The following is a 14,776-nucleotide window of genomic DNA, read 5'->3' on the forward strand; positions in this document are numbered from 1 at the left end:
AATCCTGCAGTCTCAAAGGCCGATCTTGCGGCCAACCCAGGATGCTCTTCGCAAAAAATTCGCCTTGAAGACATGCCATTTGTTTCGCCGCAGTCCTGCCAAGCGCTCGATCAAGAACTCCGGCGTACATGGCAAAAGCGTAACCGGGTCGATCGTTCTGGAATAGACACAGAGCGCAAGGAAAACCACCTCTTCAATGGACCTTTCGCGCGTCCGACGCTCGCTTTGTGTCAGATCCTCGCTCAGCCCCCACCCTGCATAAAAAGGCAGGCCATGAACCGTGACATCCTTGCCGCGAATGAGCGCCTCAAAGCCGGACAAGGACGAAAAAGTCTCAACCCTGTCAACAGCTTCAATCAAGTCGATAATATCTGCATTCCGGGCAATTTCATCGGCGTACCGGAGCGCCTCATGTGTCTCCAGCCGGCCTTTCCTCAAGCCGGTTTCCACGTCAGGATGGGGTTTGAAAACAATGTGCGCCGCCGGCCAGCGCTGCCGGGCAATGCGAAGCAAATCGCTGTTTACATTCGGCGTGTTCGCGCAGTCGATGGTCGTTGACTTTGACTTGCGGACGGCCGCGTCATCGGCAACCTGTCCAGGCACGAGAACGAGCTGCTTGTCTTTGGGAAACTTAAAACGACGGGCGTTGCCGAAATTGTACTTTGATACACGTGCGGCGATCATTGCCTTGATAAGTGTGGCTCCACGCTGCCGCTCCTCGGGCGCAACCTCGTAGGTCTCGAGCAGAGTTTCAAGACGGCTGGGCCGCGAAGGGTCATAGTAGATCCCGGTGTCGTCCATCGCCAAGGCCGCGCCTTTGGCCAGCCCTGCCCCGAGCCCCACCGATCTGAGAAAACCGTCCTCGATCCGAAGCAATTGAACCTGGGCATCGCGACACGCCAGTTCAAACTCCGGCCGGGTTCGCCCGGCCCAGGACAAAACGCGACCGCCAGTCGTCAAGGCTTCTGAGAGGGTTTCCTCTTCGCTATCATGAAAACTGACGCCACCGCCCTTTCCCTTGAAGGTCGCGTTGATCGCCGGGTGGTTCCAGTATTGTGCGCCATAGCAGTGGGAGGGAACGTCATTGGCGTTCAAGCTTTCCTGCATCAGCCCGGCGACTGACAGCATGTTCTCGAAGGAGCAACGGCTGCCGTCATAAGGTTCGAACCAGCGGCAGTGATGCTTCAAAAGGTTGCCTAGGTATTTGTCGAGGTCTTCGCCCTGATCCTCTACCGCAGCGGCCCACGTTGCCCAAAAGCCCTTGGGTTGCAGTGTCCCCGCCTTCGGCTGATCGCCGTTCAGCAGGCTACGAAGGGTCGCATTCTCGCTTTCCGGGTCACTGAGAATGCCATTGCCCAGGTCAGACATATCTTCACGCCAGCGCAGGAGCATCTTGCTGGCGTCGACGTCCGAGCTGCCATCCTCGGCAAGAAGGCTCGACATCACGGCGTTTTCCAAGCTTCTCTGATCTCTCGCAGTCTTCACGGAAATTCCGATATGAACCAGCGACGTCGGGAAAGACTTCTCTTCAATCGAAAATGGCCCGGGCAGGATGAGTGTCAATTGCCGCGCGCCATCGGCCACGCTTTTGCGATGCCGTTGGTAGAGCGTCTCATCGGGGCCAATGACAAGACCGTCCAATCCAGCCAACTTAGCCTTGAACGGCTTCAGCGCCGGATCGATGATTTTAGGTTCGCAGTTCATAGCGGCACACCGAGCGCACGTGCCTTTTCAAGCCGCGGTGGGAAAGCGCTGAAAGCGCCAGGCTCATTGACGCTCAGGTCCAGGATCCTCTGAGCCATGTTCCTGGCCGCAGCTTCAACGCCATCACGATTATGGATCGAACCGCGCACCTGGACTGTTGCCGCGATAGCCCTCAGATAGTCGCTGAGCAACTCGAGATCCGGCCCTTCCGGCGATGACCAGAAGCTGGACAGATCTCCCTGATGGGTCATTCCCTTGATGTCATAGTGCGCCGGCATCAGGCTCTTGACGGGAACACCGGCTTGCATCGCCTCAACGCCTGCCGTCGAATTCAATGTCACAAGACCCGACGCGCCATCAAAAAGGTCTCCAAGCCGTCCGCCGTCGAGGAAAACGACCCGCTCTGTCAACCGATGCCGCGACTTGAGGTCTGCAACAAGGGCGGGCCAATTTTCAAACCCGACATCCAGAGGATGGGTCTTGATGACAAGCTGGCTCGTCCTTGGAGCGTTCTTGGCAAAAGACGTCACAACGGTTTCAATGACCTCAGCGAAGCTTTTATAGGGCGAATGAGCGCGCAGCTGAAAGTCGCCCTCCAATTGAAGCGGGAAAATGAAGTAGGGGCTTCCACTTGCCCGCAAGGCTTCGATCTGCTGCCTCACAAGACGGTCTCTTCGTCGTTCGGTTGACAGGCGCCACGCGCCGCGCAGGTATTCAAGAACCGGCGGATAGAGTGTGTGCCGTTGGTAGTTCGGATAGAGCGGCTTAAGAAACACATTGGCCAGATTATAGACAACATCGGGCGCAATCTCGAGCGCTACCGATTTCGGGAACCGGGGTGCAAAATCTATCTCACCAGCACGATTGGAAATGGCCCTTATGGCACCCGCTTCGTTTGGAAACCGGCTCAAGGTCGCGAGACCCTCTCGCTCAAGCGTCATCCAACCGGACCGCAAAAGACCCAACTCAGTCACGAAGACCCGAATGCCCCGTTTGCTCGCCTCAGTGATCGCGGCCTTGTGATAGATACGTTGATCTCCGTGAAGGACCAGATCGGTTATCCCTTCGCGCTCCAGAAACTCGGCAATATGTGTGGGCCAGGCATCGGTTTTACCTTTGAAAGACCTCGTCCGAGCCCCGTGCCAGTGAAGCCAGTCTCCCGGGCAGAAATTGATCCGCTTCACCCGGCAACCTGCCGCCAAAAGTTCTGCGCCCATCTTCTTATAGAGCGGAGACAAGGGTCCCTGCAAAAACAGAAATGTCCGGCGCGAAGCGTCCGCTGGCATTTCAGCCCTGCCAGACATGGGTCCAGCGTTCTGTCTTGCCGCGTGACGCGATCTGTTCGTCGAATGTCGTCGCAATTCCCAAGTCGCGCGCCCGCTTCAACCGCGGAGCCACATCACAAAGCGCTCCGGGGAGATTGACGCTTCCAGCTGCAAGCCTGCGCGCGATTTCATAGGCTCCCGCGCGCCTGCCCTGGTCCGTATAAAAGCAACCCTTGACCTGTATGGTCGCCGCGAGCAGTCGTTCGAGCGCGTCAAGAAGCTCGGGGTCCGGTTTGCTGCCGTCGCGCCAGAAGTCATCAATCGGTTTCTGGCAGGTCAAGCCATCAATATCATAAAGGGCGATCCCAAGGACCTTGGTCGGGCAGGATACGCGCAGAGAATGCAGCCCCGTTGTCGAGTTGATCGTCAGCGCTCCCGCAGAATGGCGCAAAAGCAGATCCAGGTTTCCCCCATCGATCACATAGACACGTTTCTTGACGCCATAGCGTTTGGCGATGGTGCGCAAGATCTTGCGCCAAGGTTCCATGCCGTTGTCGAGGGGGTGCACCTTGAACACCAGCCGCGATGCAATGGGCGCAGACTTTGCGAAAGATCTGATAACCTCTTCGGCTGCTTCTGCAATGTGGTCAAACGGCGAATTGTAGCGCAGCTGATAGTCGCTCTGCAGCTGCAGGGGAAAGACGAAGTAAGGGCAGCCTGACGATATGACGTCATCGATCAGATGGGCCGCATTTCTGGCCCGTCGACGAGAGAGAATGAGCCTCGGTATGTTGCTCAGGTAGTCGATGAATGGGTGATAGAGTTTGTCGCGGGTGTAACGCGGGTAGAAGCCAGCGAAGAGCACGTTCGACATATTGTATGTGACCTCCGAAACTGCTTCAGTTTCAAAGGAAAATGGAAAAAGCGGCCGCCTGTCAATTTCCGGCAAACCTGCTGCGGCTTCGCGAATGACATCAGGGTCTTTTGGAAAGCGGGAATGCGCTGACATTCCGTCTCTTTCCAGTGTTATCCAATCCGGACGCAGGTATCCGAACTCATATGTGGTGCAGGTCAGCCCTAGAGAATTCCCGACCTCGGCAGCAGCTGAATGATAGGGAACGCGATCCGCGTAGTAGATCAGATCAGTGACGCCATTTTCTTGGCAAAATTTCGCGAGCCACTTTGGCCAATCCGCAAGCGTCCCGCGATAGGAACAGGCACGCCTGTCGTGCCAGAAAAGCCAATCCCCCGGGCAAAGATTGATGCGCAGGGTCTTGCAGTTCAGCAATTCAAGTTCGTCGGCAATTGTCCTTGCGAAGATCGAGGGGGGCCCTTGCAGGAACAAAAAGACTTTTTGTTTGGCAGTAGGCTTGCTCACACCACACTCGATTTTCTCAGTGTCGGACAGTGAGCCCGACACCATTGCTCGTTCCTAAAAGAGACTAGTCGGTAATACCCTGGACGGTAGAAACATTGCTGATCAGAGGCGCAATGATCTGCAGGAACTTGCCAAGTTCGGCAGTCGGATGGTTCGACACGTATAGTATGTCCTTGTCACGCATTTCGAAGAAGCGCGACAGGAAGAAACCATTCGGATCGCGCAAACTCAGCTGATAGACAACTGGCACCAGTTTTTCGTTCACAACATGCTTCGCCAACTCTGGGCGAATATCACGCACAAGATCAGCATCTTCATAGCGGAAGAGGAAAATACCGCCCGAGTCGGCCTTGAAATCGTTGAGCCCGCCAACCGTCGCGAGGGCTTCGGCGAGTGTCACACTCTTGGTCTTGAAGGGCACAAGCTGATTCGATTTCACCGCGCCAAACGCCGAGAAGGTCCGCGGCCGGTGCGACAACAAAATGTTGTCATTTGGAGACACGAGAACATTGTTCTCCGGATAATCGATCAGGTGCTCCATCCGTGTCGTACCGGACTGCCGGCCGCGTTTAAGCGTGACGACAGTTTCATAGGTCGCCTGACGCGAACCACCGGCTGTGGCCACCAGGTCAAGAAGGCGGGTCTGGCGAAGTGGCAACGGATAGACGCCGGGCTTGGCAACATCACCAACGACGACCGCCGTCTTACTCAGTTTCTGCTGCAAAGACACCAGAACCTGGGGTTCAACAGCCTTGCCAACCAATTTCTTCTGAATGGACTGGCGCAATCCTTCAACACTCAACCCAGCGGCACGAATGCGGCCAGCATAGGGAATGAAGATATAACCGGTCTCATCAATCACTGCCGGAATCTGACTGCTTCCGCTGTCAGAACTGGAGAACAGACCGTCTGGTGCAGCCTCCCATATTCCGACTGAAAGTGTATCACCAACGCCGAGCAGCGTGCTTGACCCACCACTGCCAACACCGTGAAACTCATTTGCGAAGGCCAGGGGACGATATCGCTTGATGACGTCGATGTTTTCACGATCGATGCGGATAATCGAATACCCGTTCTGGGAGGAATCAGTTTCAATATCCTGCGAGGAAATATTGATCGCACCCGGCCCATCCCCAGGCAGCGCTGCACATGACGCAAGTACCATGGACAATATAACTACAGCTGCAAATTTCATTACAAATCCGTTCCACCCAACCAACCGCAGGCTTGGTAACACGCCCAGATGCGCCCTGTCCAAGAAAGCTTCGTGATTTTTGGTCGTGCATCAATTATCTGTTGTTCCCCGGCAACACTCCACCCTGAATTCGTTAACGAACTGAGATCAGGATACTCTTTTGCGACCTTTTGCTGCCACAGGGGAAAAGAAAAAGGCAATATCTCGGCTAGAATAGACGAATCGTCCTTCGCTTCAGAGCCGCATAGATCGGATGCCCTGATGGCCCAAGTAACCCATTCTGACGCAGCCGAAACGGCCGTCGTCCAGACGGCCGACAAGCTTTTGACCTGGCTGATGGACGACGCCCTTCCGGTTTGGTCGGCCAAGGGCGCCGACAAGCAATACGGCGGCTTCCATGAAGCTCTTGAATTGCCTTCGGGCGACGGGCGCCAAGTTCCCAAGAGAGCGCGTGTGCAGCCGAGGCAGATCTATAGCCTCATAGAAGCCGGCCGCCTCGGCTGGGATGGGCCGGTCAACGATATCGTCCGCGAGGGACTGGACTGGTATCTGGAACACTTTGCTCTTGAAGACGGTTTGATCGCCGCCGCGGTCGCGCCCGACGGCTCTGTGGCCGACGCGCGCTTCGATCTTTATAATCACTCCTTTGCGCTGTTCGGTCTGGCCCAGGCCGCTGAAATCCTGCCCGAGCTAAAGACGGAACTTCTGGCTCGCTCGAGAGACATGCTGGCAGTGCTTCGCCGTCAATACGGACATGCAGAGCGCGGATTTCGCGAGAAAAATCCGGACGAAGCTCCGCTTTGCTCCAATCCGCACATGCACATGTTCGAGGCAGCGCTCGCCTTGGAGCAAATTGACGCCGACGGACCATGGCTTGCCCTTTCTGACGAGATCGCCGGTCTTGCCATGGAGTGCTTCATCGATCCGGTGAGTGGCGGCCTGCGGGAGTTCTTTGATCTTGACTGGTCACCGATGCCCGATGACCGCGGACGCGTGATGGAGCCGGGTCATCAGTTCGAGTGGGCCTGGCTTCTTGTCAGATGGGGCACGTTGCGTGACAACGCCAAAACTCTGCAGATGGCGCGGCGCCTCTACCAGATTGGCAACACCTACGGCATCGACGCGGATCGGCAAGTGGCGATCATGGCCCTGAACGATGACTTCTCCGTACGCGACCCGCTAGCGCGCCTCTGGGGTCAGACGGAGTGGATCAAGGCCGCTGTCGCTCTGGCCAGCCAGTCAACGGGCATCGAACGCGAGGCCTGTCTTGAGGACATCGTTCGCAGCTCAGATGCGCTTTATCTTTATTTCGACGCGGCCCCCACGGGCCTTTGGCGCGACAAGCTCAAGCAGGACGGTTCGTTTGTCGACGAGCCTGCACCCGCAAGTTCTTTCTATCATATCGTCTGTGCGATCGCGGAACTTGACCGCTTTGCGAAAACACTCGCCCCCGCCGCGGCGTGACAGTTTCCATCCGGCGCATCGCCCCCGACCGGGGCAAATGACGCACATGCAGATCACGATCGCCGGTTTTCGGGCTTTCCCGATTGGCTTGAGCTTTCTATAGAGAGCATGAGTTTCAGACACCAAGGGGACCGGCCATGTCACAGGCACGCATCATTGACGGCAAGGCGATAGCCGAATCCGTACGCGACGAGATCTCAAGCCGTTCAGCCGCGCTCTTCGAGGCCAGCGGCGTGCGTCCGGGCCTTGCAGTCGTGCTGGTTGGCGAAGATCCGGCAAGTCAGGTCTACGTCCGCAACAAGGACGCCACGGCTGCTGCTTGCGGTTTCCATTCCGTCAAGCACTCACTGGACGCCGACACGTCGGAAGCAGATCTTCTGGATCTGATCGGACAGCTGAATGAGGATGCCGCCATCCACGGCATTCTCGTGCAGCTGCCGTTGCCCGGTCATATCGACGAAAGCAAGGTGCTGCGCCTGATCAAGCCGGAAAAGGATGTTGATGGGTTTCATCCGGTCAACGTCGGTCTGCTGACTGCCGGAGAGCGCGACACGGCCCTTGTGCCCTGCACGCCCGCTGGAAGCCTTGTTCTTCTGAAGCGAACACTGGGCGACACGCTATCCGGCATGAACGCCGTTGTCATTGGACGTTCGAACATCGTCGGCAAGCCCATGGCCAACCTGCTTCTGCAGGAAAGCTGCACGGTTACGATTGCCCACAGCCGGACCAAGGATCTGCCAAGCGTGGTGCGTGCAGCCGACATCGTGGTGGCTGCTGTCGGACGTCCGGAAATGGTGCGCGGCGACTGGATCAAGCCTGGAGCCACCGTCATTGATGTTGGGATCAATCGCATTCCGGCACCGGAGCGCGGCGAAGGCAAGAACCGCCTTGTCGGTGATGTCGCATTCGAAGAGGCCGTCGGCCATGCAGGCGCCATTACACCAGTGCCTGGCGGCGTCGGACCGATGACCATTGCGATGCTCATGGCGAATACGCTGACTGCAGCGCGTCGGCAGCTTGGCCTCGCAGAAGAAGCGGCTCTTTTCTAAGCCGTTTTCGGGCTCACACGCACCGCGACAACCCGGTCCCAGTTGTCTTCAAGGCTTTTCCGTGATCTATCGAGTGTCAGGGTCTCTTAACCAAGAGACCCTAAACTTTGAAAGGGGATGGAATGGTCTGGCGGACAAACCAGGGGCAATTTTCGGCCCGTTGATCAATCTGGACATGGCCCGCAACGGGATCTCCCTTCCCTGCCGCACCGAGTGCTGGCAGGATCTACCGAACAGGCGGCAGTAAGTGGTGAGTCGACCGTCTAAAGCGCGCAGGACCTGCGCCCGCGCAATGCTCTGGAGTTCAACTGCCAACGACCTGATTGGCGGCAACCCTTTCTTGTGCCTGCGCAGAAGCATCTCCAGCCTTGCGTTCGTTGCTTTGTCGGGCCTGCCTTTGAGCATGACGGCGGAGCCCGCTGCGGCCTATGAACTTTTTGGCTTCAAGTTTTTTGAAAACGAAGCCGAGCCGGTCGAGACGGTCCCGGACCCCCTGCCCTATACCACCGAGTTGACGGTTTCGGGCGACCAGGAAGATCTGGAGAAAAGCCTGAAGGCCACCTCTCTCCTCGTGACAAAGCAAAAACAGTCTCCCTCGGGACAGGCGGGGCTTTTGTCGCGCGGCCTTGCTGATCTCGACCGGCTGGTCGCACAGCTCTATACCAGCGGTCACTACGGTGGCACCGTCGACATCGCCTTCAATGGAACCGGTCTGGAAGCAGCGCTCGGAACCGGCACGATCCCCGGTTCCCGCCCGGTGGTCACCACGATCAATGTTTCACCAGGCCCACAGTTTACCTTTGGCCGCATCGAGATCGACGCGGACGGGACCAACGGCTCACTCCTGTCCGAGGAGCCGTCCTTTTGGGGTCTGACGCCCGGGGACACGGCAAGTTCCGGGAAGATACTACAGGCGGAAAGCCGGATCGTGCTGGTCCTGCGCGGGCGAGGCTATCCGAAAGCCGGGATCAGCGAACGCGTGATTGTCGCAGATCACGCGACCAACAAGCTGGACGTTCGAATTGCCGTCGAAACGGGCCCTCGGGCCACGTTTGGCACTGTCAGTGTCGGCGGAACCGAGGTCACGGACCCGGAGTTTGTCGCGCGGCAGGCGATGATCCCGGAAGGCACGGTCTATTCGCCGAAAGAACTTGAAGACGCGCGGAAGCGGTTGAACAACCTCGGCATTTTCTCCTCGATACGTCTGGTCGAAGGTGATGTGGTCGGCCCGGACGGCCGCTTGCCGATCACGATCGAGGTCAGCGAACGCAAACGCCATGTGATTGGTGCCGGCGCCTCCTGGTCAAGCACGGAAGGTTTTGGCACGGAGGCCTATTGGCGGCGCCGAAATCTCTTTGGCCGCGGAGAGCTGCTGTCCATCGAAGGCTCGGTCGGGCGTATTGGCAATTCCGAACTTGAAGAGATGGAGTATTCAGCGCGGATCGCGTTTGAAAAGCCGGGGGCATTCGGGCCACTCACGAAGTTCACAACGAGCCTTGGGGCCAAACAGGAAGCGCCGGACGCCTACACCAGCCGCAGCGTGACACTGGACGCCTATCTGGCACGCGAGTTCAGCGAAAAACTTCATGGCCGGGCCGGTGCAGAGATCTTCTACGCCAATGAGGAAGACGCCTTTGGAACCGGCGACTATCTCCTTGTGGGCCTGCCCGCAGACCTGACCTACGACAGCCGCGACGACAAGCTCAATCCCTCGAAGGGGATCTTTGCTGCCGCAGCGGTTGAACCGGCCTATGACACCCTCGGCCAGAACGCGATGGTCTTCCTCAAGGCGACGGCCTCGAGCTACATCGCCCTCGACAAGGCGAAGCGTTTCATTCTTGCGGGCAAGATCTCGGGCGGCAGTATTCTTGGGCCAAGCGTCGAGGACATCCCGGCCAGCAAACGCTTTATCGCCGGTGGCGGTGGATCGATTCGCGGCTATTCCTACCGGAATGTCGGGCCGCGCGTCGATGGTGAAGTTGCCGGCGGGCGCAGCCTTCTGGAACTTTCCGGAGAGGTTCGCGTCAAGATGACAGAGACCATCGGTGTCGTCGCCTTTGTGGACGCCGGGAATGCCTATTCGGACAGCACTCCGGACTTTGATGAACCTTTGAAGATAGGCGTGGGTGCTGGCATAAGGTACTTTACGCCGATCGGGCCGCTTCGTATCGATGCCGCGGTGCCTCTGGATCCGGAACAGGATGATCCCGACTTCGCGCTTTACGTCGGTCTCAGCCAAGCGTTCTAACCTCGGAAGAGCGATTTGAAACGACTTCTCAAAGGCCTCCTCTGGCTGGTTTTGCTTGTTGCCTTGCTGCCTGTTCTTGCCCTTGCCGGCATGCAGTTCGAGGCAGGGCGGACATTTGTCTCCGGCCTGATCAGCAAGGTTGCCTCGTCGCCCGAGCAAACCATTGAACTGGAAGACCTTTCCCTGAGCTGGTCCCTTGATGCCGGTCTCGGTGCCCTTCGGATTTCGGACAGGAACGGCGTCTGGCTGGATGCAAATCGTCTTGACGTGACCTGGTCACCGCTCAGCCTTTTGAGAGGCAGGGTGGACATTGAGACCGTTCATGCCGAGGCGATTGCGCTCTTGCGCGAACCCGTACCTGCACCTGCCAGCCCTGACGAAGAGACAGACGAGGAGGAGCCACAGAGTTTCGGCCGATCCGCACCGGAAGCCCGCCTGGGCAAGCTGACAATTGACAAGCTCGTACTTGGTACACCGCTCTTGGGGGAAGAACTTTCCCTGACCGTCAATGGCTCGGCGGAGGTTTCAAACGACCCGCTGGATCTGGCGGCCAAACTCGACATTCAGCGCATCGATGAGAGCGGCGGAACGATCCTGGCAGACATACGCTTTGCACCGGATCTCGAAACGCTCGACTTTGATTTGACCGTCCGTGAACCGCGCGAAGGGCTCGTCGCGCGGCTGCTTGATGTTCAGGATTTGCCGGCACTGGACCTGACCCTTACCGGCAATGGGCCTCTCGACAATTGGGCCGCAGAGCTTGCCCTCGCCCTTGATGGCCGGGAGACAGTGAGCGGAAAGGCCGTGCTCAAGGAAGCAGGCAGCAATCGTCAGCTGGATGTGGATCTCGATGGCAGCCTCGCGCCGCTGATGCCTGATCTTACGACCGCTTTCTTCATCGGCACGACCGATCTCAAGGGCACCGCTGTCTTTGACGAGAGTTTTCAACCGACCTCGGCGGACCTTACGCTGAAAACCCAGACACTCGAGTTTGCAGGGCGCGGCAACTACGACCTTGCGACGGAGACCGTCGGGGCCTCGGCAAACCTCAAGGTCAGCGCCGGTGATGGCAACCTGATCGCTCTCGACCTGACCGACCGGCGTCTGGCCTTTGGTCCGTTGTCCGTGGACACTCAACTCTCCGGGAAACTGGAAAACGCCAGCTGGACGATCGACGTGCTGGCACAAAGCCTGTCCACGACCGAAGGTGATATCGGTCAAACCCACCTAAAACTCGCCGGTACCAATGCCAAATTGACACCAGAGCAGCAGAGCAGCGATTTCACGCTTGATCTGAGCGTAGACAACTTGCGTCCCTCAGACGCAAAGCTGCAGGCCATCTCTGGCAAGAGCGACCTTTCGGCGAACGGCGCGGTTTCCGCATCCGACGAACAGATTTCCCTGCAAGCTGCGCGGCTTGTAACGCCGGCGGGAACGCTCGAACTTGCATCTTCCGTCTTTTCACCAGACCACTTCGACACGAGCGGCAAGATCGGCCTGGGCAACTTGTCCATGTTCTCGGCGCTCGCCGGGCAGCCTCTGGCAGGTTCTCTCGCCCTGACGTTCCAGGGCAAGGGCGATCCCGCAGATAAAAAGGCCGACGTTGATGTTACCGCGAACGGCCGCAATCTCAGCCTGGGCATCGCGCAGCTGGATGCGCTCTTGCGCGGGTCAACAACCCTGACAGCCAAGGCGAAAGTCGACGGTGTTGATGATCTAGAGCTGACGTCTCTTGTCTTGAAGGCGCCGGGGCTGGACACATCAGGCACCGCCAGTCTTGATGCAGACGCGCTTTCGGCTAGGCTCACCGGCGCATTTGCCGACCTGTCTCTCTTGAACCCGGACGTCGGCGGAACACTCAAGTTCGAGCTTTCTGGTGCCGGGCCCGTTTCTTCGCCCGAAATCTCTGCGGATCTTTCTTCGGACAACCTCGTGCTGTCGGGGACGCCGCTTGAGAAATTCAAGCTTACAGCACAGGCAACCGCCTCCGCGTCCGCTCCTCAGGGCAGCATCGAGACCTCCGGCGAACTCAACGGCGCACCGCTGACGCTGACAGCGGATCTTTCCAGCGCGAACGGCGCGGCCACCATCGAGAATTTAAACGCGGCCGTCGACGGCAACCGGATCACCGGACGGTTTGAGATCGCGGACCTTGCAAAGGCGCCCGACAGCCTGTCTGGACGCCTGACGATTGATGCGCCGACGCTGGCAGCTCTTTCCCCGCTTGCGCTGCGCCCGATCAGTGGTGCCCTCACCGGCGACATCGTGGTCACAGCCGCAGATGGAACAACCCAGGCCGTAACCCTGGACCTCAAAGGCAGCGCCCTGTCCGCCGACAGCCTGGAGATCGGCGACGTCACGGCGAGCGCCAAAGTAACGACACCTTTCGGCACGCCGCGCGTCAACGGATCGGTGCTGGCAACGCAGATCATCGCGGGCAGCATGCCGATCCAGAGCCTCAAGCTGGATGCAGACAATCAGGGCTCGGAGACGGCATTCAGCACGGCCGTGCGTCTGACGGCGGGGGCAAGCGCCGACGGTCTGGACGCCAGTGGCCGCATTGTTCAGGCCGATGAGACAATCACGCTGAACCTCAACTCTTTGGATGGCAACTATCAGGGTCTGAAGACCTCCCTGAAGGAACCTGCACGCGTGACCTATGCAGGCAGTGCTGCGCAGATCGAGAGCCTGATCCTTGCGCTTGGCTCGGGGTCTCTGTCCGTGACCGGCAGTGCCGGGGACCAGCTGGACATTGCTGCCGAGCTCAATGCCGTGCCGCTGGCTCTGGCAAATGCCTTTGCCCCCGGCACCGGCCTTGGCGGCACACTGTCGGGCAAGGCGACCGCCAAGGGACCGGCTGCGGAGCCCGTCGCAGACTGGGCACTGACCGCAGACGGTCTGACCGCTGCCCAGCTGTCCAGCAAGGGTTTGCCCGCGTTGAATGTTGCCAGCACCGGGACATTCAAGAACAACCTCGTAAGCCAGAAAACGACTGTCAGTGGCGCGGAAGGACTTGCCCTGACCGCAGATGGCCGTATCGGCATCGAACGTCCCCAGTCGCTGGACATTGCCCTCAGCGGACGTTTTCCGCTGGCCTTCCTGCGCCGTCCATTGACCGAGGCGGGACTGCGCGCCAAGGGCAGCCTCGATCTTTCCGGCTCAGTGTCTGGCACCCTCGCCTCACCTCAATACGCGGTGACGGCAAGGCCGAACGGCATTTCGCTGACCGAACTGACCACGGCGCTGACGCTGCAGGATGTGACCGGCTCGATCGATGTGACACCAGCCGGCATCACGCTCTCGTCGCTGCAGGCAAAGCTGTCGAGCGGCGGGTCCCTTTCAGCGTCGGGAACAGTCGGTCTCGACGCAGGCCTCAATGCGAACATCAAGGCCAAGGCCGACCAGGCCCGCTACATCGACCCTGGACTGGTGACCTCCGTTGTGGATGCCGACATCACGGTCAGTGGCCCGCTTTCGAGCAGCTCGCAAGCCGCACTCATTTCCGGACTGGTCACGATCGGGAAAGCCGACATATCAATCCCTGAAACCTTGCCCGGTTCAGTGTCCCCCGTGGCTGTGCGTCATCTGAATGCGCCGAAGGCGGTGCGTGAACAATTGGTCGAGCTTGGCGTGGACAAGCAGGAAAGACAGACCGAAGACACGCCCGGCCTGCCTCCGAAACTGGATGTGAAGGTGTCTGCTCCCGGGCGGATCTTCGTGCGCGGACGCGGTCTTGATGCAGAACTCTATGGCGATCTCACCATTGCCGGGACGACAGAAGACCCGCAGGCGGTCGGCGCCTTCTCGCTCAAGCGCGGCCAGATGGATATTCTGACGCGGCGCCTGGCCTTCTCCAAGGGGTCAGCAACCTTCTATGGATCCCTGACACCGATCATCGACTTTCTGGCCTCTACGACTGTCAGCAGCACAACCGTCAACGTCGGCGTTGAAGGACCTGCAGATGACCCCGTCATCAGCTTCACGTCCTCGCCCGATCTGCCGCAGGACGAAGTTCTGGCACTGCTTCTGTTCGGCAAGGAAATGGGAACGCTTTCGCCCAGCCAGATCGCACAGCTTGCGGCCGCCATCGCAACGCTGACAGGCGGCAATGACAATGGCCCTCTGGCACAGATCCGCAAGTCGCTCGGCCTTGATGCGATCGATGTCAACACGGACGGCGACGACGGCCCCAGCATCGGCATCGGCAAATACGTCAATGACAACATCTACCTTGGCGTCGAACAGGGTGTTGGCGAAGGAGGCAGCCGGGTCAAGGTCGACATAGACCTGGACCGTGGCGTCAAGGTCCGGGGCGAAGTCGGCGCCGACGGCTCGTCGAAGGCAGGTATTTTCTTCGAAAAAGAATACTGATGTCCCGAGGCCAGAGAGCCTTGAAAGTTCTGACAAGGAGCAGGTTCATGAGCGTCCGGCCATGTCGGCATGGCGACGCTCGACTTATCGACCATTGTCATT

Annotated in this window: 8 protein-coding genes; 4 read left to right on the top strand and 4 right to left on the bottom strand. The window is 58.7% G+C overall.

Features of this window, described 5'->3' with window-relative positions; all coding sequences use genetic code 11:
• Positions 1 to 12 precede the first annotated feature (12 nt).
• The 4 genes from ABJZ52_RS21545 to ABJZ52_RS21560 are packed head-to-tail and all read right to left on the bottom strand — an operon-like array spanning position 13 to position 5,542.
• Positions 13 to 1,704: a hypothetical protein gene (locus tag ABJZ52_RS21545; protein ID WP_348186857.1), complete on the bottom strand. Its 1,692-nt coding sequence runs from the start codon at positions 1,702 to 1,704 to the stop codon at positions 13 to 15.
• On the bottom strand, positions 1,701 to 3,008 hold the full coding sequence (locus tag ABJZ52_RS21550; protein WP_348186859.1) for a capsular biosynthesis protein: 1,308 nt from the start codon (positions 3,006 to 3,008) through the stop codon (positions 1,701 to 1,703). The genes ABJZ52_RS21545 and ABJZ52_RS21550 overlap by 4 nt, the downstream gene beginning before the upstream one ends.
• Positions 2,992 to 4,392 (bottom strand): capsular biosynthesis protein, encoded by a 1,401-nt coding sequence (locus ABJZ52_RS21555; protein ID WP_348186861.1) that lies wholly within the window; start codon positions 4,390 to 4,392, stop codon positions 2,992 to 2,994. Before ABJZ52_RS21555 ends, ABJZ52_RS21550 begins: the two co-directional genes overlap by 17 nt.
• A gap of 19 nt (positions 4,393 to 4,411) precedes the next feature.
• The gene (locus ABJZ52_RS21560; protein WP_348186863.1) at positions 4,412 to 5,542 is read right to left on the bottom strand and encodes a polysaccharide biosynthesis/export family protein; all 1,131 of its coding nucleotides are present in this window, start codon (positions 5,540 to 5,542) and stop codon (positions 4,412 to 4,414) included.
• 261 nt (positions 5,543 to 5,803) lie between these two features.
• Here ABJZ52_RS21560 and ABJZ52_RS21565 point away from each other — a divergent pair, with 261 nt between their 5' ends.
• The 4 genes from ABJZ52_RS21565 (at position 5,804) to ABJZ52_RS21580 (ending at position 14,674) form a co-directional block, all read left to right on the top strand.
• Entirely contained in the window at positions 5,804 to 7,006 is a 1,203-nt protein-coding gene (locus tag ABJZ52_RS21565; protein ID WP_348186865.1) for an AGE family epimerase/isomerase, read from the top strand.
• 137 nt (positions 7,007 to 7,143) lie between these two features.
• Positions 7,144 to 8,055 (top strand): bifunctional methylenetetrahydrofolate dehydrogenase/methenyltetrahydrofolate cyclohydrolase FolD, encoded by a 912-nt coding sequence (gene folD, locus ABJZ52_RS21570; RefSeq protein WP_348186867.1) that lies wholly within the window; start codon positions 7,144 to 7,146, stop codon positions 8,053 to 8,055.
• 292 nt (positions 8,056 to 8,347) lie between these two features.
• Positions 8,348 to 10,303 carry an autotransporter assembly complex family protein gene (locus ABJZ52_RS21575; protein WP_348186869.1) on the top strand — a complete coding sequence of 652 codons (1,956 nt, stop codon included), beginning with the start codon at positions 8,348 to 8,350 and terminating at the stop codon, positions 10,301 to 10,303.
• Positions 10,304 to 10,318: 15 nt separating this feature from the next.
• Positions 10,319 to 14,674, top strand: a complete 4,356-nt coding sequence (locus tag ABJZ52_RS21580; protein WP_348186871.1) for a translocation/assembly module TamB domain-containing protein — start codon at positions 10,319 to 10,321, stop codon at positions 14,672 to 14,674.
• The last annotated feature ends 102 nt before the right edge of the window (positions 14,675 to 14,776 follow it).

Origin of the sequence: Roseibium sp. (assembly GCF_039982295.1) — a bacterium.
Lineage (GTDB): Bacteria > Pseudomonadota > Alphaproteobacteria > Rhizobiales > Stappiaceae > Roseibium.

Excerpts from the sequence above, each read along its gene's own strand:
- ABJZ52_RS21545 (WP_348186857.1), bottom strand. The coding sequence starts at position 1,704 with ATGAACTGCGAACCTAAAATCATCGATCCGGCGCTGAAGCCGTTCAAG.
- ABJZ52_RS21550 (WP_348186859.1), bottom strand. The coding sequence starts at position 3,008 with ATGTCTGGCAGGGCTGAAATGCCAGCGGACGCTTCGCGCCGGACATTT.
- ABJZ52_RS21555 (WP_348186861.1), bottom strand. The coding sequence starts at position 4,392 with ATGGTGTCGGGCTCACTGTCCGACACTGAGAAAATCGAGTGTGGTGTG.
- ABJZ52_RS21560 (WP_348186863.1), bottom strand. The coding sequence starts at position 5,542 with ATGAAATTTGCAGCTGTAGTTATATTGTCCATGGTACTTGCGTCATGT.
- ABJZ52_RS21565 (WP_348186865.1), top strand. The coding sequence starts at position 5,804 with ATGGCCCAAGTAACCCATTCTGACGCAGCCGAAACGGCCGTCGTCCAG.
- folD (WP_348186867.1), top strand. The coding sequence starts at position 7,144 with ATGTCACAGGCACGCATCATTGACGGCAAGGCGATAGCCGAATCCGTA.
- ABJZ52_RS21575 (WP_348186869.1), top strand. The coding sequence starts at position 8,348 with ATGCTCTGGAGTTCAACTGCCAACGACCTGATTGGCGGCAACCCTTTC.